This is a genomic window from Pseudomonas sp. Leaf434 (assembly GCF_001425545.1).
Classification (GTDB): domain Bacteria; phylum Pseudomonadota; class Gammaproteobacteria; order Pseudomonadales; family Pseudomonadaceae; genus Aquipseudomonas; species Aquipseudomonas siliginis.
Genome location: NZ_LMQZ01000012.1, coordinates 74,410 through 96,117 on the forward strand (window position 1 = coordinate 74,410; position 21,708 = coordinate 96,117).

The following is a 21,708-nucleotide window of genomic DNA, read 5'->3' on the forward strand; positions in this document are numbered from 1 at the left end:
GCGAGCCTGCTCGCGAAGTGGCCGGTATTGGTGGAGTAGATCCTGGGCTTTAGCGCCCCTTCTTCCAGAGCCAGGCGCCTACCAGAATCCCCATCCCGCACAGCACTGCCACATAGTAGGCAGGCCCCATTGCACTTTCCTTCAGCAGCAGGCTCACCACCATTGGCGTCAGGCCACCGAAGATCGCGTACGCGACGTTGTAGGAAAACGACAGGCCACTGAAGCGAACCACCGGCGGGAACGCCTTGACCATCACGTACGGCACCGCGCCGATGGTGCCGACCAGCAAACCGGTCAATGCGTACAGCGGGAACAACCAGTCCGGGTGGTCGGCGAGGCTGTGGTAGAAGGTCCAGGAGCTGATCAGCAGACCGAGGCAGCCAAAGACGAAAACGCGACCGGCGCCGAAGCGATCGGCCAGCGCGCCAGCGCCAATGCAGCCGAGGCTGAGGAAGACGATGGCCAGGCTGTTGGCTTGCAGCGCCGTGGTCGGCGAGAAGTGGTAGACCGTTTGCAGCACGGTCGGGGTCATCAGGATCACCACGACGACGCCAGCCGAGAGCAGCCAGGTCAGCAGCATCGAAATCGCGATGGCGCCGCGATGGTCACGCAGCACCGCGCGCAACGGCACTTCTTCGGCCAGTGCCTTGCGCAATTGCAGTTCGGCGAACACCGGTGTCTCGTGCAGCCAGCGGCGCAGGTACACCGAGAACAGGCCGAACACGCCGCCGAGCAGGAACGGGATCCGCCAGGCGTAATCCGACACTTCGGCTGGCGTATAAATGCTGTTGATTGCCGTGGCGACCAGCGAGCCGAGGAGGATGCCGGCAGTTAGGCCACTGGTGAGCGTGCCGCAGGCATAACCGATGTGCTTTTGCGGTACGTGTTCGGAAACGAAGACCCACGCTCCCGGCACCTCACCGCCAATAGCGGCGCCCTGGATCACCCGCATCAGCAGCAACAGGATCGGTGCCCAGATGCCGATCTGCGCGTAGGTCGGCAGCAGCCCCATGATCAGCGTCGGCACGGCCATCATGAAAATGCTCAGGGTGAACATCTTCTTGCGCCCCAGCAGGTCACCGAAGTGCGCCATGACGATGCCGCCCAAAGGACGCGCCAGATAGCCGGCGGCGAAGATGCCGAAGGTCTGCATCAACCGCAGCCACTCGGGCATGTCGGCCGGGAAGAACAGCTTGCCGACGACGGTGGCGAAGAAGACGAAGATGATGAAATCGTAGAACTCCAGCGCCCCGCCAAGGGCGGACAGCGACAGAGTCTTGTAGTCATTGCGGGTCAACGGTCGTGCGGGTTGCTCGGGCTGCGCGAGGCTCGAAGGCGCTGTGGTCATGGCAAGGGCTTCTCTTATAGTCGAATCTGTCGCCACAACAACGCTGGCGGTGGCTTGGACAGGTTCGGCACCATAGCAAATTGTTCGAAAAAGCACATAGAGGCGCGTAATTGACGGTCGAAATCAGAACCGGGTGGTCGTCGCGGGGTCTATCGACCGATATACTCGCCACCTGCGCAGGATTTGTAAGAGGTTGCTGTGCGAAAACGTTGTTGGCCCGTCCTTTGCTCGGGATTTAGCCTTTTTCGCAGAGTTTCCCTTTAGGCGCCTGATGGAAAACGTGACGAACGCAGTGTGTTCGGTGTTGAATCGTTTTTCTTGAAGACGGCTACCACTCGCAATACCCACGAAGAGTCATGGGTCAGAGGCCCCTCGGCATGATAGAGCTCGAACAAGAAGATCCGATCCCACAGGGCGACCTGGCCCTGCAAATCACCGCACTTCCCCGCGAAACCAACGGCTTTGGCGATATTTTCGGCGGCTGGCTGGTCGCGCAGATGGATCTGGCCGGCACCGCCATGGCCAGCCGGGTGGCCGGTGGCCGCGTTGCCACTGTCGCCATCGACCGCATGGCGTTCCTCGTCCCGGTCGCGGTCGGCGCGCAGTTGTCCTTTTATACCCAGACCCTGGAAATCGGACGCAGCTCGATCCAGATGATGGTCGAAGTGTGGAGCGATGACCCACTCTCCAGCGAATGGCGCAAGGTCACCGAAGCGGTTTTCGTTTTCGTCGCCATCGACGGCAGCGGTCGCACCCGTTCGGTGCCGCCACGCGCGCGTTAAACCTCGCGACCGTTTTGCGGTCGATAGTCGTCCCCAGTGTCTGATCGAGAGTTGCCCATGAACACGCCCAACGTGGAAGCCGTGAAACAGGATGAACTGAACTGCTGGCGCATCCGCCACGGCAAGGCCGAAGTGCTGGTGGCCCAGCAAGGCGCGCACATCCTCAGTTATCAGATCGACGGCCAGCCGCCGATCATCTGGCTCAACGACAAGGCCGAGTTCAAGACCGGCAAAAGCATCCGCGCCGGCGTGCCGGTGTGCTGGCCGTGGTTTGGCAAATTCGAACGCAACCCGAGCAGCGTGCAGGCCATGTATACCGGCGAGCAGCCGGCCCCCGCGCACGGTCTGGTGCGGGCGATGGACTGGGAGTTGGGCAACATCGAATCAGAGGCTGACGGCATCAAGGTCGAATTCAAGCTGCCCTACCCGGAAGGTGGCCTGCCGGGCTGGCCCCACGAAGTCGATCTGACCCTGACCCTGCATCTGGCGGATCAACTGCAATACAGTCTGACCAGCCATAACCGGGGGACTGACAGCGTCAAGCTGAGTCAGGCGCTGCACACCTATTTCGCCGTGAGTGACGTGCGTAATGTGCATGTCGACGGCGTGGCCGGGCTGAAATACATCGAGACCCTGGACGACTGGAACACGGCCAGCCAGAGCGGCGATCTGCATTTCGCCGGCGAGACCGACCGCATCTACCTCGACGTTCCGCCGCAATTGAGCATCGTTGATCCGACCTGGGAACGACGCATTGTGCTGACCTCTACCGGCTCGCGCACTGCGGTGATCTGGAACCCGTGGATCGACCGCGCCGCCGCACTGCCGGACATGGACAACGATGGCTGGCAACGCATGCTGTGCATCGAAACGGCGAATGTGATGGATGATCTGGTGACCCTGGCGCCGGGTGCGAGCCATACCATGGGTGTCAGCGTAGCCGCTACGCCGTTCTAAGCTCTAGCGCAATACAAAAGGGCAAAGAGCCCCGTGGCGAGGGGATTTATCCCCGCTGGGTCGCGAAGCGGCCCCCGCTTTTTTTTAAATCAAAAGCTGGGGCCTGCTGCGCAGTCCAGCGGGGATAAATCCCCTCGCCACAGATAAATCCCTTCACCACAGATAAATTCCCTCACCACAAAGGCTCGCTCCCAAATTTATGTGCGGCGCGCTTTAGAGGTCAGCCTCCTGCACCACCCGCACCTTCTCCGCCTCCAGCGCATACGCCGCATCCGCCAGGTCATTACTGACCTTTTCGATTTTAAGCGTGCCGGTCACCCACAGCGGTGTGTAGATGTCCTCCAGCTTCAACCCTTTTGGATACCGCACCAGCACCAGTTGATTCGGCGGTGGTGGCGGCACGTGGATGCAGGCGCCCGGATACGGCACAAGGAAGAACAGCGTGCTGCGGCCCTTGGCATCCGACTCAAGCGGCACCGGGTAACCACCGATACGGATGTGCTTGTCGTTCATTGACGCCACGGTTTTCGTCGAATACATCACCGCTGGCAGACCCTTGGCCTGCTTCATCCCGCCCTTCTCGGTGAAGGTGCCGGTGGCTTCGGGGGAGTTGTGGTCGATTTCCGGCATGGCCTCAAGGGCCTTTTGATCCGACTTGGGCATCAGTTCCAGCCAGTCGGTTTCCGGCAGTTCGCCGGCGTGGGCGAGATAGCTGCCCAGCAAGAGGAGAGTCAACAGAAGACGGCGCATGAAGGTGCTCGGCAGGCAAAGGAATGGACGGTGAGTCGCCGCGCATTCTAGCCCTCCCGGCCGCGCTGGCCGAGAGGGCTTTGTCGCTTTCGATCAGTTCTTTTTGATCAGACCGTAGATCACCAGCAACACGACAGCGCCGACCAGTGCGCCGAGGAAACCCGCGCCCTCGCCCGCCTGATAGATGCCCAGAGCCTGGCCGCCGTAGGTGGCCGCCAGCGAACCGCCGATACCGAGCAGGATGGTCATGATCCAGCCCATGCTGTCATCGCCCGGTTTCAGGAACCGAGCCAGCAGGCCGACGATCAAGCCGATAAAGATGGTTCCGATAATTCCCATGGCATTTCCCTCTGATTTGGAAGATATGCGAAAGACTAGCCAGTGTTTCGCATCCTGCCATGAGAGAACGGCGGCCCCTGAATGGTTCCGCCGCGGCCACATGAAACTGTTTTACTCGGCGATCAGCGCTTCGACCTTGATGATCTGCGCTTGCAGGGTGGCCATGTCGGCGCAGCGCAGGTTGGCGTGGCCGACCTTGCGTCCGGCCTTGAAAGCTTTGCCGTAGTGATGCAGATGGCAGTCTTCGATGGCGATGACTTTCTCCACCGGCGGCACTACGCCGATGAAGTTGAGCATCGCGCTCTCGCCGACCTTGGCGGTCGAACCCAGCGGCAGGCCGGCCACGGCGCGCAGGTGGTTTTCGAACTGGCTGCACTCGGCGCCTTCGGTGGTCCAGTGCCCGGAGTTGTGCACGCGCGGGGCGATTTCATTGGCTTTGAGGCCACCGTCGACTTCGAAGAACTCGAAAGCCATCACGCCGACGTAGTCGAGGTGCTTGAGCACGCGACTGGAATAATCTTCCGCCAGCGCCTGCAACGGGTGATCGGTGCTGGCAACCGACAGCTTGAGAATGCCGCTGTCGTGGGTGTTGTGCACCAGCGGATAGAACTTCGTTTCACCATCGCGGGCACGCACCGCGATCAGCGACACTTCGCCGGTGAATGGCACGAAGCCTTCCAGCAGGCAGGCAACGCTGCCCAGTTCGGCGAACGTACCGGCCACGTCTTCCGGTTTGCGCAGGACTTTCTGACCCTTGCCGTCATAACCCAGGGTGCGGGTTTTCAGCACGGCCGGCAGACCGATGGAAGCGACGGCGGCATCCAGGTCGGCTTGCGACTGGATGTCGGCGAAGGCCGGGGTCGGAATGCCGAGGTCTTTGAACATGCTCTTTTCGAACCAGCGGTCACGAGCAATGCGCAGGGCTTCGGCGCTCGGGTAGACCGGCACGAATTGCGAAAGAAACGCCACGGTTTCGGCCGGGACGCTTTCGAATTCGAAGGTCACCAGATCGACTTCATCGGCCAGTTGGCGCAGATGATCCTGATCGCCGTAATCGGCCCGCAGGTGTTCGCCCAGCGCGGCCGCACAGGCGTCCGGCGCAGGGTCGAGAAAAGCGAAGTTCATCCCCAGCGGAGTGCCCGCCAGGGCCAACATGCGACCCAACTGGCCGCCACCGATTACACCGATCTTCATCTCAACAACCTCAGGCAATACGTGGGTCTGGATTGTCCAGGACGCTGTCTGTCTGCTCGGCACGGAAGGTTTTCAGTACCGCGTGAAATTGCGGGTGCTTGGCGCCGAGGATGCTCGCCGAGAGCAGTGCGGCGTTGATTGCGCCAGCCTTGCCGATGGCCAGGGTGGCAACCGGAATGCCAGCTGGCATCTGCACGATCGACAGCAGCGAATCGACGCCCGAGAGCATGGCCGACTGCACCGGCACGCCCAGCACCGGCAGGTGGGTCTTGGCCGCACACATGCCTGGCAAGTGGGCTGCGCCACCGGCACCGGCGATGATCACCTCAATGCCGCGGCTTTCAGCCTCTTCGGCGTACTGGAACAGCAGATCCGGGGTGCGGTGGGCAGAGACCACCTTGACCTCGTACGGGATGCCGAGCTTTTCCAGCATATCGGCGGTGTGGCTAAGGGTGGACCAATCGGACTTGGAGCCCATGATCACGCCAACCAGTGCACTCATCGTCGCGCCTCTTCTCTCTGGAGCGCCCGCAGGCGCGTCATAAAACAACAAGCCACGCAGGTTGCGTGGCTTGATTGTACGAAAAATGGCCGGACGTGCCGGCCGAAGGCCGCGCAGTATACCGCAAAGAAAGCAATAAACAGCCCCCGAAACGACCATCTGTCAAATGAGCGAAACGCCCGGTTTTATTGACCTTGAGGTCAGCGAAAGAACACCGCAAAAATCCCCCTGTGGGAGCGAGCCTGCTCGCGAAAGCGTTGCGTCAGACGATACCTCAGCGCCTGAAACTCCGCATTCGCGAGCAGGCTCGCTCCCACATTCGATCTTCATCAGCTTCAAGCGCTTTGTGCGGCGCCACCTTCTAGTTTTCGCCACAGCAACCGCACGTTGGCCTTGCGCACCAGGGCGCAGCGGTACAGGCGGATCTCCAGCGGCACATGCCACTGCGGGCCGCCGCACACCACCAGTTCACCGCGAGCCAGTTCGGCGCGTACGCTCAGTTGCGGCACCCAGGCAATGCCGAGGCCTTCCAGGGCCATGCTTTTCAGGCTGTCGGCCATCGCGGTTTCGTAGATCGTGGTGAAGCGCAACTGGCGCTGGCGCAGCAAGCCGTTGACCGAACGGCCGAGAAACGCCCCGGCGCTGTAAGCCAGCAACGGCACGCTGGCCTCGCCTTCCAGATCGAACAGCGGTTTGCCATCCAGATCTGCCGCGCACACCGGCAGCATTTCGGTCTGGCCCAAGTGCAGCGACGGGAAAATCTCCGGGTCCATCTGCATCGCCGAATCCGGGTCGTAGAACGCCAGCATCAGATCGCAGCCACCTTCACGCAAAGCGTGCACGGCGTCGCCAACGTTGGTCGCCACCAGCCGTGTGGCGATGTTCAGCCCTTCGTTGCGCAACTGGGCGATCCAGCGCGGGAAAAAGCCCAGCGCCAGCGAGTGCGCCGCTGCGACTTGCATGACCTCGCCCTGCCCGCCTTCCAGATGATGCAGGTGGCGCAGCACTTCACCGAGTTGTTCGACCACGGTGCGCGCAGTCACCAGAAACAACTGCCCCGCCGCCGTCAGTTCGACCGGCGTGCGCGAGCGATTGACCAGAGTCAGCCCCAGCGCCGCTTCGAGGCTGCGGATCCGCCGACTGAATGCCGGCTGGGTCACGAAGCGCCGTTCGGCCGCCTGAGAGAAGCTGCGGGTGGCGGCCAGGGCACTGAAGTCCTCGAGCCATTTGCTTTCCAGATTCATCACGTCCTCCCGGACACGCACCAAAACAGGTCACACGTCTGCCGCACAGGCGGCGTCACACGGGCATTATGCCGAATGTGCATAGGGCAGTGCTGAACAGCATTGGCCCAAAAATCCCCACAAGCCTAGCATTCGCAGCGTTCCGGCACAGACCGGGTCCTTATCGAGATGATTTCTATCATGTCCTCCGCTGCATCTTTCCGCACAGAAACCGACCTGCTTGGCGCCCTCGAAGTACCGGCCCATGCGTATTACGGCATCCAGACCCTGCGAGCGGTGAATAACTTCCGCCTCTCGGGCGTTCCGATTTCGCATTACCCGAAACTGGTTGTGGGCCTGGCGATGGTCAAACAGGCCGCCGCTGACGCCAACCGCGAGCTGGGTCACCTGAGCGAAGCCAAGCACGCTGCCATCAGCGAAGCCTGTGCGCGATTGATCCGCGGCGATTACCACGAAGAGTTCGTGGTCGACATGATTCAAGGTGGCGCCGGCACCTCCACCAACATGAACGCCAACGAAGTGATCGCCAACATTGCTCTGGAAGCGATGGGCCACGAGAAAGGCGAGTACCAGTACCTGCACCCGAACGACGACGTGAACATGGCGCAGTCGACCAACGACGCCTACCCGACGGCGATCCGCCTGGGTCTGCTGCTGGGTCACGACGCGCTGCTGGCCAGTCTCGACAGCCTGATTCAGGCCTTCGCGGCCAAGGGCAAAGAGTTCGACCACGTCCTTAAAATGGGCCGTACCCAGCTGCAAGACGCCGTGCCGATGACCCTCGGCCAGGAATTCCGTGCCTTCGCCACCACCATGGGCGAAGACCTCGCGCGTCTGAAGACGCTGGCCCCGGAGCTACTGACCGAAGTCAACCTGGGCGGCACCGCGATCGGCACCGGCATCAACGCCGACCCGCGTTATCAGGCACTGGCTGTTCAACGTCTGGCTTTGATCAGCGGGCAACCGCTGGTACCGGCCGCCGACCTGATCGAAGCGACCTCCGACATGGGCGCGTTCGTGCTGTTCTCCGGCATGCTCAAGCGCACCGCGGTCAAGCTGTCGAAGATCTGCAACGACCTGCGCCTGCTGTCCAGCGGCCCACGCACCGGCATCAATGAGATCAACCTGCCGGCGCGTCAGCCAGGCAGCTCGATCATGCCCGGCAAGGTCAACCCGGTGATCCCGGAAGCCGTGAACCAGGTCGCGTTCCAGGTCATCGGTAACGATCTGGCGCTGACCATGGCAGCCGAAGGCGGCCAGCTGCAACTGAACGTGATGGAGCCGCTGATCGCCTTCAAGATCCTTGACTCGATCCGCCTGCTGCAACGTGCCATGGACATGCTGCGCGAGCACTGCATCGTCGGCATCACCGCCAACGAAGCGCGCTGCCGTGAACTGGTCGAGCACTCGATCGGTCTGGTCACCGCACTGAACCCGTACATCGGCTACAAAAACGCCACCCGCATCGCCCGTATCGCCCTTGAAAGCGGCCGGGGCGTGCTGGAACTGGTGCGCGAAGAAGGTCTGCTCGACGAAGCCATGCTCGCCGACATCCTGCGCCCGGAAAACATGATTGCCCCGCGTCTGGTTCCGCTCAAAGCCTGAGCCGACGCGAACTTGTAGCACCGCTCACCAGGTCGAGGGACTAGACACCTCTCACCTTTTGAGGGCTTGGGGATTTTGTCCCCGAGCCCTTTTTTTTAACTTCTTTGCGGGCAGGACGTTAGATGCTTTGTGTATTCGATACCGCCAAGATCGCAGCCTTCGGCAGCTCCTACAGGATTGACGTGCACCTGTAGGAGCTGCCGAAGGCTGCGATCTTTTGATTTGCAGCAACCTCGTTTCGTCGCTTGCACCACTACCGTGCAGACGGGCGCGCCACTGATCGGTATAGTGCCGCCCCTCTTCGCGTGAGCGGTCGTCGGTAACGAGGCCATAACCCATGCGAAACCCGAACTAATAACAAAACCCGCGATATGGATCCGGGACGAAACCTTCGCCTCACCCGTCGTGCCGCGCGCAGACCGGTGTAACACGATGTTTCTCCGATCCAGCATTTGCACCCACAAAAAACAGCGAGGATAAATCCATGCTCGAAGTCATCAACGACTTCCTCTCAGGGAAAGTACTGATCGTGCTCATTGTCGGGCTCGGTAGTTACTTCACGATTCGCTCGCGTTTCGTTCAACTGCGTCATTTCTTCCACATGTTCGCGGTGTTCCGCGACAGCCTCAAAGGCAGCGCCGGGCAACTCAGCTCGTTCCAGGCCTTGATGCTCAGCCTCGCCGGCCGCGTCGGTGCAGGCAACATCGCCGGTGTCGGCATCGCCGTAACTCTCGGTGGTCCGGGTGCGGTGTTCTGGATGTGGGTGACCGCACTGGTCGGCATGTCCAGCAGCTTCTTCGAGTGCACCCTGGCCCAGGTCTACAAGCGCGCGGATGGCGACGGCCTGTACCGTGGCGGTCCGGCCTACTACATCCAGCACGGGCTCAAGCTCAAAGGCATGGCGATAGTGTTCTCCGTTCTGCTGCTGGTCACCTACGGCTTCGCCTTCATCGGCCTGCAGTCCTACACCGTGACCCACTCGCTGCAGAACGCCTTTGACTTCAACCCGCAACACACCGGTATCGTCCTGGCGGTGCTGCTGGCCATCACCTTTATCGGCGGGATCAAGCGCATCGCTTCGGTCTCCGACCTGCTGGTACCGATCAAGACCCTGGCCTACATCGGCGTGACCCTGTACGTGATCGGCACCCAGATCGAACACGTGCCGGCCATGCTGGAAACCATCTTCAAGAGCGCCTTCGGCCTCGACCCGGCCTTTGCCGGCCTGCTCGGCAGCGCCATTGTCATGGGCGTGAAGCGTGGCGTGTTCGCCAACGAAGCGGGCCTGGGCAGTGCGCCGAACGTGGCCGCCGTGGCCGCCGTCAAGCACCCGGGCGCGCAGGGCGTGGTCCAGGCTTTCAGCGTATTCCTCGACACCTTCGTGATCTGCACCTGCACCGCGCTGCTGATCCTGCTGTCGGGCTTCTACACCCCGGGTTTCGAAGGTGACGGCATCGTCCTGACCCAGAACTCGCTGGCCGCGGTGGTCGGTGACTGGGGTCGCATGTTCGTCAGCGTCGCGCTGTCGCTGTTCGTCTTCACCTGCATCCTCTACAACTACTACCTGGGCGAGAACAGCTTGCAGTTCCTCAGCCGCAACCGCGCCCTGCTGATGCTGTTCCGCGGCCTTGTGCTGGCGCTGGTGGTATGGGGTTCGATGCAGGACCTGACGACGGTGTTCGCCTTCGCCGACATCACCATGACCTGTCTGGCCTTCGTCAACCTCGTGGCCCTGGCCATGCTGTTCAAGGTCGGCCTGCGGGTGATGCGCGACTACGACGAGCAGCGTCGCGCCGGCGTCAAACAGCCAGTGTTTGATTCGAGCAAATTCGCCGATCTGGATCTGGATCGCAACGCCTGGCCGGTGAACCCGCCAGCAGCGGCGGGCCAGACTGAAACTGCGCCGCAAGGCGTACCTGCAGCGCAACGCTGACAGGTGAATGACGGGCGCATCCCCTGCGCCCGTCAGTTATTGTGATGCAATAACTTGTAGGAGTGAGCCTGCTCGCGATGGCGGACTTTCAGCCAACATCATTGTTGAATGACACACTGCTTTCGCGAGCAGGCTCGCTCCCACAGGGCCCTCATCGTTTCGGAGAATCCTATGAGCTCGTCGACCTATCCCGCCGCTCAACACGTCATGGTGCTCTACACCGGTGGCACCATCGGCATGCAGGCCAGCGCCAACGGTCTGGCCCCGGCGTCCGGTTTCGAAGCGCGGATGCGCGACTACCTGCACAGTCAGCCTGAGCTGGTAGTGCCGCAGTGGCAATTTCGGGAAATGTCGCCGCTGATCGACAGCGCCAACATGACCCCGGCCTACTGGCAGCAACTGCGCGAAGCGGTGGTCAATGCCGTGGACGTGCAAGGCTGCGACAGCGTGCTGATTCTGCACGGCACCGACACCCTGGCCTACAGCGCGGCGGCGATGAGTTTTCAGTTGCTCGGCCTGCATGCCCGCGTGTGTTTCACCGGTTCGATGCTGCCGGCGGGCGTGACCGACAGTGATGCCTGGGAAAACCTCGGCGGCGCGCTGGTCGCCCTCGGCCAGGGCCTGGCGCCAGGCGTGCACCTGTACTTCCACGGCGAACTGCTGGCGCCGACCCGCTGCGCGAAAGTGCGCAGCTTCGGCCGCCATCCGTTCAAACGCCTGGAGCGTCAGGGCGGTGGTGTGAAGGCGCCTTCGATTCCAGGCGCGCTGAACTACAACCAGCCGAAGCAACTGGCGAAAGTCGCGGTGTTGCCGCTGTTTCCCGGCATCAGTGCCGAAGTCCTCGACGGCCTGCTCGACAGCGGCATTCAAGGTCTGGTGCTGGAATGCTACGGCAGCGGGACCGGGCCGAGCGATAACCCCGAGTTCCTCGCCAGCCTTGGCCGTGCACGGGATAACGGCGTGGTGGTGGTGGCAGTGACGCAATGCCATGAAGGCGGGGTCGAGCTGGATGTCTACGAGGCTGGCAGCCGCTTGCGGGGTGTTGGCGTGTTGTCCGGTGGCGGCATGACCCGCGAGGCGGCGTTCGGCAAGTTGCATGGCTTGCTGGGAGCCGGGCTGGAAACGACTGAAGCGCGACGGCTGATCGAGCTGGATTTGTGTGGTGAGTTGATCTGAGCACGGCGCTGGATTGCCCCTCACCCTAACCCTCTCCCAGAGGGAGAGGGAACTGACCCTGTTGTCTTGCGCTATATACCGACCTGATAAACAGTGTCGATTATGGATTCGGCGGCGGTGTCTCACGTCGGTGTATTTCTGCAATATCCCCCGTTCGGCCCCCTCTCCCTCTGGGAGTGGGCTGGGGTGAGGGCCTGCGGCATGCAACTTGCTGCGTTCCAGCCACCTCCAGGCTGGAAGATCCCATGCTCCACTCCCACCTCACCACCCTCAACGCGGTCTCGCTGATCCTCAACACGTTCAAGGCCGAAGGCCTGTCGAGCGAGGCGCTGCTGGCCGGCAGCGGCATCGTGGCGGCGGATCTGCAGCGGGCCGATACGCGCATCACCACCCATCAAGAGATGCAGGTCTGCACCAACGCGGTCGCGCTCAAGCGTGACATCGGTCTCGAATTGGGCCGGCGCATGCACGTGTCCTGTTACGGCATGCTCGGTTACGCCCTGCTGACCTGTGCCACCTTCGGTGACGCTTTGCGTCTGGCAATCCGTTATCCGGCGCTGTTGGGCACGTTGTTCGAACTGAGCCTGGAAGACGATGGCGAGCAGGTCTGGTTCGTCGCTGCTGATTACCGTGAAAGCGCGGCGATGGCGGTGTTCAACGCCGAATTCTGTCTGGTGTCCCTGAAAGTCATCTGCGACGACTTGCTCGGCCATTCCCTGCCGCTGCGCGCCACGCGCTTCGAACATGCAGCGCCGGACTACCGCGACAGCTACGCCGAACCCTTTAACTCGCCAATGCACTTCTCGGCCAAAGACAACGCCTTCGCCTTCGACCGCCACTGGCTCGATCAGCCGCTGCCGCTGGCCGACGCGATCACTCATCAGGCCATGGCCGAACGTTGCCGCAAGCAGAATCTTGAGTTCACTGGACGTCAGGCCTGGCTGGGGCGGATTCGTCAGTTGCTCAGCGCACAATTGAATGCCGCGCCGGGGCTCGAGGGGCTCGCGCAGCAAATGAAGTGCTCACCGCGCACCCTGCGCCGGCATTTGAAAGACATGGGCAGCAGCTATCAGGAACTGCTCGATGAACTGCGCTTCGAACGGGCCAAGCAGATGCTGTGTGAGGACCAGTTACCAATCTATCGGATCGCCGAGACGCTGGGCTTCAGCGAGACCGCGAGTTTCCGTCATGCGTTTGTGCGCTGGAGTGGCGTGGCGCCGAGTCAGTTCAGATCCTGAAGATCAAAAGATCGCAGCCTTCGGCAGCTCCTACAGGGATCGGTGAGCTGCCGAAGGCTGCGATCTTTGGTTGTGAGGGGCGAATTGCGGTCAGAGGTTTTGGCCATATCGATCCCCTTTTGGCCGCTCCCGACGTTCTCCGATTCAAACTGCGCCGCAACACTGAAAGCCACCGAATCAGCCTTGCGGAGAACAACAAATGCTGACGATCTACTCAGACGATCACCACTTGCACCATGGCCGCTGCGAACTCATCGATGGCCAGCTCAAGCCGTGCTTCGAAATGCCGTCGCGTGCCGACCACGTACTGCAACGCGTGCAGAAGCAAAACCTCGGGGCGGTCGAAGCTCCGAAGGATTTCGGCCTGGAGCCAATCGCGCGCATTCACAGCCGTGACTATCTGGAATTTTTCAAAGGTGCATGGCAACGCTGGACCGAGTTCAACACCGACGGCGACTTGCTGCCTTACACCTGGCCGGCGCGCACGCTGCGTGCGATCAAACCGACCAGCCTGCATGGCCAGCTCGGTTATTACAGCTTCGACAGCGGCGCGCCGATTACCGCCGGCACTTGGCAAGCGGCCTACAGCGCGGCGCAAGTGGCGCTTACCGCGCAGGCTGAAATCCAGCGTGGCGCACGCGCGGCCTTCGCGCTGTGCCGTCCGCCGGGACATCACGCCGCCAGCGACTTGATGGGCGGTTATTGCTACCTCAACAACGCCGCCATCGCCGCTCAGGCCTTTCTCGATCAGGGCCACAAGAAAGTCGCGATCCTTGACGTCGACTACCACCATGGCAACGGCACCCAGTCGATTTTCTACGAACGCAGCGACGTTCTGTTCACTTCGATCCACGGCCACCCGGAAGCGGAGTTTCCGTTCTTCCTCGGCTACGACGACGAGCGCGGCGAAGGCGCCGGTGAAGGTTTCAATTTCAACTATCCACTGCCGGCCGGTTCCGGCTGGGATGTGTGGAGCGCGGCGCTGGATCAAGCCTGCGACGAGATCGATCGCTATGGCGCGGACATCATCGTCGTCTCCCTCGGCGTCGACACGTTCAAGGACGATCCGATCTCGCAGTTCAAACTCGACAGCCCGGATTACCTGGCCATGGGCAAGCGCATCGCCGCCCTCGGCAAGCCGACCCTGTTCGTCATGGAAGGTGGCTACGCGGTGGAGGAAATCGGCATCAACGCAGTGAACGTGCTGGAAGGTTTTGAACAATGAAAAAGCGACTGATCGCCTCGGCGCTGTGCGCGGCTCTGCTCAGCGCTGGCGCCCACGCCGAAGAACGCACGCTGCGCGTCTATAACTGGTTCGACTACATCACGCCCAAGGCGCTGGACGACTTCAAGGCACAGAACAGCCAGACCAAACTGATCTACGACATCTTCGACACCAACGAAGCACTCGAGGCCAAGCTGCTCACCGGCAACTCCGGCTATGACGTGGTGGTGCCGTCCAACGTGTTCCTCGCCAAGCAGATCGAGGCTGGAGTGTTCCAGCCGCTTGATCGCAGCAAGTTGCCGAACTGGAATCATCTCGATCCGAAGCTGATGAAGCTGATCGAAGCCAATGATCCTGGAAACAAATTTGCCGTGCCATACATGTACGGCACCATTCTGATCGGCTTCAACCCCACCAAGATCAAAGCAGCCCTGGGCGATAACGCGCCGGTAGACAGTTGGGACCTGATCTTCAAGGAAGAGAACATCAGCAAGCTCAAGCAGTGCGGCGTCGCCCTGCTCGACTCACCGTCGGAGATTCTGCCGCTGGCTCTGCAACACCTGGGCCTGGACCCCAACAGCAAGAAGCCGGCGGATTACGCCAAGGCCGAAGCGCTGCTGATGAAGATTCGTCCTTACGTGACCTACTTCCATTCGTCCAAGTACATGGCCGACATCGCCAACGGCGACATCTGCGTGGCCGTCGGTTATTCCGGCAGCTTCTCGCAAGCGGCCAACCGCGCCAAGGAAGCGAAAAACGGCGTGGTGGTGGAAATGCGCTTGCCCAAAGAAGGCGCTCCGATCTGGTTCGACATGCTCGCCATTCCCAAGGGCGCGAAGAACACCGAGGACGCCTACACCTTCATCAACTATCTGCTGCAACCGGCGGTGATTGCCCCGGTCAGCGATTTTGTCGGCTATCCGAACCCGAACAAGGACGCCACCGGCCTGGTCGATCCAGCCACTCGCAACAACCCGAACCTGTACCCGACCGACGCGGCAATGAGCACGCTCTACACCTTGCAGCCGCTGCCTCGGGATGCCGAACGCGCACGCACGCGAGCGTGGACGAAAATCAAGTCCGGGACCTGAAACCGGCTCGTTTGCTCAAGACCCGCCTCGGCGGGTCTTTTTTTGCCTGGCAGCTTTATCTACCGCACGGGTCGCTGTTGCGCCTTTTAACTTGCCCTGCTCCGCCGCCCTTGCGGCGTCCCGACAGAGCAGGAAACCACCATGACCGCCATTCCCAAAGCCAGTGCCGTCGATATCGTGACTCAGCTGGTTACTGGCCCCTCACTGCAGGAAGTCGCTTCAAAAACGCTGCGCGATGCCCTCAAGACGCTGTATCCGAATCTCGACATAGACCCGCGTCTGGCGATGGTCGTGCAACCCACCTGGGCCATTGTGGATGGTCGAGTCGTACCCGACGGGTATCAGGCTGGATCGCTGACCAACGCCCTGGTGCGGCTCGGCCTGTCCGGCACCACGGTGACGTACCTTGATGGCGAGCATTATCTGACCCTGCAACCCGGCATGCCCGCACCCGCGCATCTGCCGGTAAAGATCGATGCCATCGGCCTGTTGCTCAACGAACTGGCGCCACTGCTGTTCATCGCCTACAAGGAGCAGCACGTCGAATACTGGGACGAGTTCACCTACCCCGGGCAACCGCGCTGGCAGCAGTTGTCCGAGGCACTGCGCAACCTGTGGAACGTCGATGCCAGCGTCGGCTGGGACGCTGACGAGATCGCCATGGCCCGGGCGATTTTCAAACAGCCCGACCCGCAACAACGCCTGGCCCCCGCCCCGTACTCGGCAAAGGCATATCTGATTGACCTCGATCGCGGTAGCTCCGACAAGTCATCGCACTTGACCCTGGTCGATGCCGCAGTAGTGATCGGCACAATCGCAGACCGCAAGTTGATTCTCACCCACGCGGTCACCCAGGGCTTTCAGCGTTTCGATTCACTGGAGGAGCTCGGCGAGGCTCTGCTGCGGATATATGGCGCAAGCGCCTCGGGCGAAGATCTCAAGTGGCGGCTGGTCGAACCCCAGGGCAATTTCTTCGACCAGCAGGCGTGCACGCTGATTTCCATGGAAGCGGATGCCTTGGGCGAAATCAGTTTTTTTCAGGATTCCCCTGGTAAACGCGTCTATCCGCATACCGGCACGGCCGGCAAACCGGCTCAACCGACACCGCGCCTCGAAGCGCACTTCGAGCGTTTGCAGCCGATGCTTCCGGACTGGCTGAACGACGCACTGCCCATGGATCAGACGCGTTACAGCCGGCACCTGCTGGATCTGACAACGCTGCAGCACGAGAACAACGGCAAATCCTTTCAAAGCGAAATCACCAGCCTGCAGGCGTTCACTCGTGCAGCGCTGATCAAACAGATTCTCAAGGAGCAGCCCGGCGCCAAAGACGTGAACATCGACAACATCGAAATCACCATCACCAGTCTCGTGGTCTGGGGCACGTTTGTATTGCCGGGAAATACTCAGGCTCAGACATGGACGCTGACCGAGCTTGCCCTGCAAAACCTCGCAGGCCTGCCGTTGGGCAACAAGACTGTGCGGTACAAGGATGGCAGCCCGGTACCCGAGTGGATGAGCGCGACTTTTCTGGAAAAACTGGTCAGCACGGTCGACATCGGCAAGACCTACCCGGCGCATCTCAAGGCCATGCTGCTAGACGACCCCGTGCAAGCGCCGCTGTTGCAAGGGCTCTACACCAGTCAGTTGCGCATTGAGCTGCCATTGCTGGCGTTGCAGCACAAGATCCGGGGTAGAGCCGGCCTCGATGAATCGGGTTATCGATACGTGGTCGCCGCATTCGCCACGACTGGCGCGGAACGCTACGTCGATGGCGAGGAAATCGTCATTCGCCCTTTGGCCTTCGTCGCTCATCGCAGCCGCTCCACCGCAGACACTGTCGACAACATGTATGTCATAGGCCCGCGCGATGCCGACAAAGGACCGTGCGTGCTGTATCGACCGCTGTTCGACAAGACTCTGCTGCAATATCCGGGGCCCGCGAATCTGCTTTTTGCGATCCAGCATTCGCGACATTTGCGTGACTCGGTACTGGCCTGGTTGCCGGACGATGTGCGCTTCAATTACAGCCAGTTCGTCTTTACCGCCAGGCTGCCGTCGGTGTGGACGATCCCGCAACTGATGATCAATCCGACCACTGCGCTGGATATGTCAGGCGCGGTCGCGCTGGGCACTCAGGTGATCGCCAGCGATGTCCTCGCAACCCTGCACGAACGCAACGTCAAGGCGCTTGTCACTAAAGCCGACCGGCAGTCGGTCTCCGATGCCGAAGCACGCTGGGCCTCGCTGAAACAGGGCGGTTGGGTGATGCTCAATGCCGCGCTGCCGTTCCTGGGCCGCAGCGTAGGCACAGCGGCGTGGATCTGGCAGATCATGGATGATCTGCAGGAAATCACCGACGGCGCCAACGAGCAATCGGGGAAGATCGCCTGGACGGCCATCGCCGATATTCTCCTGGCGCTGGGCATGGTGCTCGCCCACCGTGCGGCGGTGGGCGATGCGCCATCGACACCCGTGGCCACGGAGCTCGAAGAGGATGCAGCGACGACCAGACCTGCCGCCAGAATCGTCAAAGCGCTGCGCCAGCCCGATATCACCGGCCCGCAATTAACCCAATTCCATGGCACATCAATCGACAGCATCACGGCGCTGAAACGATCCCCGACGGCACTCGCCACGCTGTTGGACGGGTTCGAGGTCGGCAAGCCCGAAGCCCTTGGCGCAGCCACCCGGGAAGGCGCGTACCGAGACCTCTACGCCCACGCAGACAAATGGTACGCCCGGGTCGGTGAGCGCTGGTTCGAAGTCGCGCGCAACGCGCATGGCGATGTGCACATCGTCGATACGCGTCAGCCCACCCGACCAGCCGGGCCCAGGCTTGCCTATACCGCCAATGGCCAATGGCCAATGGGTGATAGATCTGCGTTTGCGCCTGCGCGGAGGCGGGCTGGAGGACGGGCGCAAGGTGGCGCAAGGCAAAAAAAACCAGGAGGTGGCCGTATTGTCCGAGCAGATCACCGCGTTCGATTTGACGATGGAGAGCAAAGGCAGCCTTCTCGATACCGAACGCAACAGCCTGCGCGATGCCCCTGCGCAGGCACGCGAACAAGCGCTTGCGCAGTACCTCGCCACGCTCGATTCACAGCACAACGAATATGCCGCGAACATTCAGCTGATCAAGACACTCAACTGCAAGCAATCGATTCCCAACTACCGCACGGTCATGCCGGAGCGGTTGGACATGCAGTTGTTTCTGGGGCAGGAGTGGCTCAGTAATAACGCTTCGGATTACCAGCAACGCGTGCTGAGGGTGCAGGCGATACTGGACGACGAACTGCGCGGCGAATCGCAGGCGGTCACCTCTGCGTTCGAACAGTTGAACGATGCCACTCAAACCATTATCGAGAAAATGGAGTCGGCTGAAGCCTGCCTGGATGAACTGACCAGGCTGGGACCTGATGGCCTGGAGATAAAGCAGAAATACAACATCAGCCTGGCGCCCTACCCGCTGGATGATCTGAAGACTCTGCAGATCAGTCTCGGCCAGTACACCTGCATCAAACCCGGCGATTCCACCGCTCATGTCGAGGCACAACAAGCGCTGGCCAGTCTGTTCGAAGATGCTGCGCTGAACGTTCAGAGTTCGCGGGACCTGAGCGCCGATGAAAGCCTCAGTGATCTGCGCATACGCATCGACGCCCTGAGTCAGGTGAGCGAACAGTTCGCTTCCGTGGACAAGCGTTTCGATGACCTGGCGAGTGAATATTCCGAACACATACACACGGAACGACTCAGGCAATTGCAGGCGCGCGTGGCCGCATTCAAGGATAGCGCCGACAACCGACTCGCCGATCTGTTGCGCTACCGGCATCTACTGGTGCCGCAAGCCGGTCCGTCGAGACCCTCAACGTCAGCTTCGAATCGGCAGATCATCAAGACACGCAACAAGGGCACCCTGGTCGGCCAGCGGAAAAAAAGCCTCGACGGCAAGAACACCGATCTGGTCGAAGTCGGTACGGCGCTGACGAGAGTGATCGCGACATTCAAGGAGGAATCGCCAGGTATCTGGGTCGAGCAGAGTGCACGGCCTGCACCGTTGCCTAAAGCCCGGCCCAACCTCAACAAGAGCATCAGCGAAGGGCAGGCATTGATCGACGGGCTGGCGGCGTTTCATCGGCGCATCGAGGCGCGTCTCAAACGCGGCTCGCGCATCCCCGTGGAGGTCGAAGAGGAATACCACAACCACGCCACCCTATTGCGCAAAGCCTGTGCGGCGATCGATGAAGCGTTAACGGCGAGTAACCTCACCGCTGCTCTGCATGAACCGTCCGAAGAGCTCAACCACAAGCTCGACGCTGCGGCTACGACACTGGAGCAAAAAGGCACCAGCACGCGAATCCGCCTGGTCAAGCAACAACTGCCAACAGCTGCCGGGGTCGAGTGGCTCAAGGACAAGGGCGAAGTGAGCATCTCGAAAACCCTGACCCGACGGCGTCTGAGGCGCCATCAAAACGATTTTCTCGACGAGTATCAGATTCGTGATGCGCATACCGACAAGGTCCTCTGCTATGCGCATTTCCATTACAGCAGCGTCGACGCGCCCGTTGGTGCATTTGTGCGTGGACATATGAAAACGCTCGCTCAGCACCGCATGGGGGGCGTCGCCGAAATAACGGGTGTGGATAATCAAAGGCTGATTGAAATCCATCGCAGCGAAATTTCCAGTCGCAGCGCCGAAACGCTGTTCTTCAATCTTGCCAAGCCTGCCGCAGACGCGACAGCGCCGCTTTGATCGCAGGCTCTGGTACGGCGGCAAAACCCAGCACCAGGCCGGCGCGCTGATCCATGGGCGTAGTCGAGTCGGGTAACCAGTAGCTGCTCAGGCCGTTGATTTCGACATCGACATCAGCGGCCTGAGCGATCAATTGCTGCTCGCGCTCGATGCTGTCCACGGCGACGGTCAGGTGCAGCCCGGCTGAAACGGCCGGCAACTGACCGACACCGGCGACCGTCGGCCAGCCTTCGAGCAGGCAGTTGCGTCGGCTCAGCGCAGCCCGGCGCATGCGGCGGATATGCCGCTGGAAATGCCCGGCAGCCATGAATTCGGCCATCACCGCTTGGGTGCTGACTTCCGAATGCCGCACATCGACGGCGCGGCGTTGCGCAAACGCGTCGACCAGCGCTGGCGGCAGCACCAGATAACCAAGGCGCAACGCCGGAAAAGCGACCTTGCCGAAGGTGCCGACGTAGAGCACACGCCCCTGACGATCAAGTGCGGCCAACGGCGCCAGCGGTGCGCCGGTGTAGCGGTACTCGCCGTCGTAATCGTCTTCGACGATCCAGCCGCCGACCCGCTCGGCCCAAGCGAGCAATTCCAGACGCCGGGCCAGACTCATCACCACTCCGGTCGGGTACTGATGAGACGGCGTGACATAAGCCACCCGACAATCGCTGAGCCGGGCCATGGCGCTGCAATCAATGCCGTCGCTGTCTACCGCCACCCCATGCAATTTCGCCCCCGCCACAGCGAAGGCATGCCCGGCCGCGCGGTAGCCCGGATTCTCGATCGCCACACCGTCCCCCGGCTCGACCAGCAACTGTGCACAAAGGCTGATGCCCTGCTGCGCGCCACTGGTGATCACAATTTGCTCAGCCGTGCACTGCATGCCGCGCGAGCTGCGCAAATACGCAGCAATCATGCCGCGCAGCCGCGCGTCACCGGCCGGGTCGCCGTAACACAGCTGCTGTAAATCCGGTTTACGCCAGAAAGCCGCGTTCAGCTTGGCCCAGACCTCGAACGGGAACAGATCAAATGCAGGCACACCCACCCGAAAAGCGCGCGGCGGACCGCTCGGTGGTCGAGGTAAATGGTGCTTTTCAATGCGAGAAAAGCCACCACTGTGGATAACTTTGCTGGATGAATTCACAGGTAAATCCAGCCAATTTGTGGATAAGGCTGTGGGTAAGCCTGTTGACAAGCCTGTGGATGAATTTGTGGATATTTTTTTCTTCGACGTGGCTGTCTGAGCCAATTGCGCCACGTAAGTACCGTCGCCGACGCGCCCTTCGATAAAGCCCTCGGCATACAACTGATCGTAGGCGCGCACCACGCTGTTACGGGAAATGCCCAGCGCCGAGGCCAGGTCACGGCTGGCCGGCAATCGCGTGCCACTGGCCAGACGTCCATCAAGCACCCGCAGGCGCAAAGACTGATAGAGCTGGCGACTCAGGCCCTGACGGCGATCGAGTTCGATTCCGGCCGGATTGAAAGGCATCGACAAGGGTGGCAGATCAGGCATGGCGAATGGACCTATGAAATGGCTCGGCAATGGCTCTTACAACGGACCAATAGCCTGCCTAGGA

General features: G+C 61.2%; 17 protein-coding genes. 10 read left to right on the forward strand and 7 right to left on the reverse strand.

All coding sequences use genetic code 11. The features are described from left to right. Window positions 1–49: 49 nt before the first annotated feature. Window positions 50–1,348, reverse strand: a complete 1,299-nt coding sequence (locus ASG55_RS23870) for an MFS transporter (protein WP_016772479.1) — start codon at window positions 1,346–1,348, stop codon at window positions 50–52. Between the two features lie 377 nt (window positions 1,349–1,725). Here ASG55_RS23870 and ASG55_RS23875 point away from each other — a divergent pair, with 377 nt between their 5' ends. Then, window positions 1,726–2,130, forward strand: coding sequence for an acyl-CoA thioesterase (locus ASG55_RS23875; RefSeq protein WP_003229628.1), 405 nt, complete (start codon window positions 1,726–1,728; stop codon window positions 2,128–2,130). A 57-nt stretch (window positions 2,131–2,187) separates the two neighbouring features. Further along, the gene (locus tag ASG55_RS23880) at window positions 2,188–3,087 is read left to right on the forward strand and encodes a D-hexose-6-phosphate mutarotase (protein ID WP_056790931.1); all 900 of its coding nucleotides are present in this window, start codon (window positions 2,188–2,190) and stop codon (window positions 3,085–3,087) included. 213 nt (window positions 3,088–3,300) lie between these two features. Here ASG55_RS23880 and ASG55_RS23885 read toward each other — a convergent pair whose 3' ends face one another. The 5 genes from ASG55_RS23885 to ASG55_RS23905 all read right to left on the reverse strand — a co-directional run bounded on the left by ASG55_RS23885 (window position 3,301) and on the right by ASG55_RS23905 (window position 7,116). Next, window positions 3,301–3,837 carry a DUF3299 domain-containing protein gene (locus ASG55_RS23885; protein WP_056790934.1) on the reverse strand — a complete coding sequence of 179 codons (537 nt, stop codon included), beginning with the start codon at window positions 3,835–3,837 and terminating at the stop codon, window positions 3,301–3,303. 93 nt (window positions 3,838–3,930) lie between these two features. Then, on the reverse strand, window positions 3,931–4,176 hold the full coding sequence (locus ASG55_RS23890; RefSeq protein ID WP_016772475.1) for a GlsB/YeaQ/YmgE family stress response membrane protein: 246 nt from the start codon (window positions 4,174–4,176) through the stop codon (window positions 3,931–3,933). A gap of 111 nt (window positions 4,177–4,287) precedes the next feature. Continuing rightward, on the reverse strand, window positions 4,288–5,370 hold the full coding sequence (locus tag ASG55_RS23895) for a 5-(carboxyamino)imidazole ribonucleotide synthase (RefSeq protein WP_041476593.1): 1,083 nt from the start codon (window positions 5,368–5,370) through the stop codon (window positions 4,288–4,290). 10 nt (window positions 5,371–5,380) lie between these two features. Then, entirely contained in the window at window positions 5,381–5,872 is a 492-nt protein-coding gene (gene purE / locus ASG55_RS23900) for a 5-(carboxyamino)imidazole ribonucleotide mutase (RefSeq protein WP_007920220.1), read from the reverse strand. Between the two features lie 335 nt (window positions 5,873–6,207). Next, entirely contained in the window at window positions 6,208–7,116 is a 909-nt protein-coding gene (locus ASG55_RS23905) for a LysR substrate-binding domain-containing protein (RefSeq protein WP_024014837.1), read from the reverse strand. Window positions 7,117–7,296: 180 nt separating this feature from the next. Between ASG55_RS23905 and aspA the strand changes: the two genes are divergently transcribed. The 8 genes from aspA (at window position 7,297) to ASG55_RS27350 (ending at window position 20,137) form a co-directional block, all read left to right on the forward strand. Then, window positions 7,297–8,721 (forward strand): aspartate ammonia-lyase, encoded by a 1,425-nt coding sequence (gene aspA, locus ASG55_RS23910; protein WP_016772472.1) that lies wholly within the window; start codon window positions 7,297–7,299, stop codon window positions 8,719–8,721. A gap of 484 nt (window positions 8,722–9,205) precedes the next feature. Further along, entirely contained in the window at window positions 9,206–10,654 is a 1,449-nt protein-coding gene (locus ASG55_RS23915; protein WP_016772471.1) for an alanine/glycine:cation symporter family protein, read from the forward strand. Window positions 10,655–10,825: 171 nt separating this feature from the next. Next, on the forward strand, window positions 10,826–11,830 hold the full coding sequence (locus tag ASG55_RS23920) for an asparaginase (RefSeq protein ID WP_056790937.1): 1,005 nt from the start codon (window positions 10,826–10,828) through the stop codon (window positions 11,828–11,830). A gap of 245 nt (window positions 11,831–12,075) precedes the next feature. Further along, window positions 12,076–13,068, forward strand: a complete 993-nt coding sequence (locus tag ASG55_RS23925; RefSeq protein ID WP_056790940.1) for an AraC family transcriptional regulator — start codon at window positions 12,076–12,078, stop codon at window positions 13,066–13,068. A 199-nt stretch (window positions 13,069–13,267) separates the two neighbouring features. Then, window positions 13,268–14,293 (forward strand): histone deacetylase family protein, encoded by a 1,026-nt coding sequence (locus tag ASG55_RS23930; RefSeq protein ID WP_056790943.1) that lies wholly within the window; start codon window positions 13,268–13,270, stop codon window positions 14,291–14,293. Further along, the gene (locus ASG55_RS23935; RefSeq protein WP_056790945.1) at window positions 14,290–15,384 is read left to right on the forward strand and encodes a polyamine ABC transporter substrate-binding protein; all 1,095 of its coding nucleotides are present in this window, start codon (window positions 14,290–14,292) and stop codon (window positions 15,382–15,384) included. Before ASG55_RS23930 ends, ASG55_RS23935 begins: the two co-directional genes overlap by 4 nt. Window positions 15,385–15,525: 141 nt before the next feature. After that, window positions 15,526–18,621 (forward strand): dermonecrotic toxin domain-containing protein, encoded by a 3,096-nt coding sequence (locus ASG55_RS23940; protein WP_236708196.1) that lies wholly within the window; start codon window positions 15,526–15,528, stop codon window positions 18,619–18,621. Continuing rightward, window positions 18,587–20,137, forward strand: coding sequence for a hypothetical protein (locus ASG55_RS27350; RefSeq protein WP_236708197.1), 1,551 nt, complete (start codon window positions 18,587–18,589; stop codon window positions 20,135–20,137). Before ASG55_RS23940 ends, ASG55_RS27350 begins: the two co-directional genes overlap by 35 nt. Here ASG55_RS27350 and pdxR read toward each other — a convergent pair. Further along, window positions 20,094–21,644, reverse strand: a complete 1,551-nt coding sequence (gene pdxR / locus ASG55_RS23945) for a MocR-like pyridoxine biosynthesis transcription factor PdxR (RefSeq protein ID WP_056790949.1) — start codon at window positions 21,642–21,644, stop codon at window positions 20,094–20,096. The genes ASG55_RS27350 and pdxR overlap by 44 nt on opposite strands. Between the last annotated feature and the right edge of the window lie 64 nt (window positions 21,645–21,708).

Bases quoted from the DNA above. Each gene is read 5' to 3' on its own strand.
- ASG55_RS23870 (WP_016772479.1), bottom strand. From the start codon at position 1,348: ATGACCACAGCGCCTTCGAGCCTCGCGCAGCCCGAGCAACCCGCACGA.
- ASG55_RS23875 (WP_003229628.1), top strand. From the start codon at position 1,726: ATGATAGAGCTCGAACAAGAAGATCCGATCCCACAGGGCGACCTGGCC.
- ASG55_RS23880 (WP_056790931.1), top strand. From the start codon at position 2,188: ATGAACACGCCCAACGTGGAAGCCGTGAAACAGGATGAACTGAACTGC.
- ASG55_RS23885 (WP_056790934.1), bottom strand. From the start codon at position 3,837: ATGCGCCGTCTTCTGTTGACTCTCCTCTTGCTGGGCAGCTATCTCGCC.
- ASG55_RS23890 (WP_016772475.1), bottom strand. From the start codon at position 4,176: ATGGGAATTATCGGAACCATCTTTATCGGCTTGATCGTCGGCCTGCTG.
- ASG55_RS23895 (WP_041476593.1), bottom strand. From the start codon at position 5,370: ATGAAGATCGGTGTAATCGGTGGCGGCCAGTTGGGTCGCATGTTGGCC.
- purE (WP_007920220.1), bottom strand. From the start codon at position 5,872: ATGAGTGCACTGGTTGGCGTGATCATGGGCTCCAAGTCCGATTGGTCC.
- ASG55_RS23905 (WP_024014837.1), bottom strand. From the start codon at position 7,116: ATGAATCTGGAAAGCAAATGGCTCGAGGACTTCAGTGCCCTGGCCGCC.
- aspA (WP_016772472.1), top strand. From the start codon at position 7,297: ATGTCCTCCGCTGCATCTTTCCGCACAGAAACCGACCTGCTTGGCGCC.
- ASG55_RS23915 (WP_016772471.1), top strand. From the start codon at position 9,206: ATGCTCGAAGTCATCAACGACTTCCTCTCAGGGAAAGTACTGATCGTG.
- ASG55_RS23920 (WP_056790937.1), top strand. From the start codon at position 10,826: ATGAGCTCGTCGACCTATCCCGCCGCTCAACACGTCATGGTGCTCTAC.
- ASG55_RS23925 (WP_056790940.1), top strand. From the start codon at position 12,076: ATGCTCCACTCCCACCTCACCACCCTCAACGCGGTCTCGCTGATCCTC.
- ASG55_RS23930 (WP_056790943.1), top strand. From the start codon at position 13,268: ATGCTGACGATCTACTCAGACGATCACCACTTGCACCATGGCCGCTGC.
- ASG55_RS23935 (WP_056790945.1), top strand. From the start codon at position 14,290: ATGAAAAAGCGACTGATCGCCTCGGCGCTGTGCGCGGCTCTGCTCAGC.
- ASG55_RS23940 (WP_236708196.1), top strand. From the start codon at position 15,526: ATGACCGCCATTCCCAAAGCCAGTGCCGTCGATATCGTGACTCAGCTG.
- ASG55_RS27350 (WP_236708197.1), top strand. From the start codon at position 18,587: ATGCAGTTGTTTCTGGGGCAGGAGTGGCTCAGTAATAACGCTTCGGAT.
- pdxR (WP_056790949.1), bottom strand. From the start codon at position 21,644: ATGCCTGATCTGCCACCCTTGTCGATGCCTTTCAATCCGGCCGGAATC.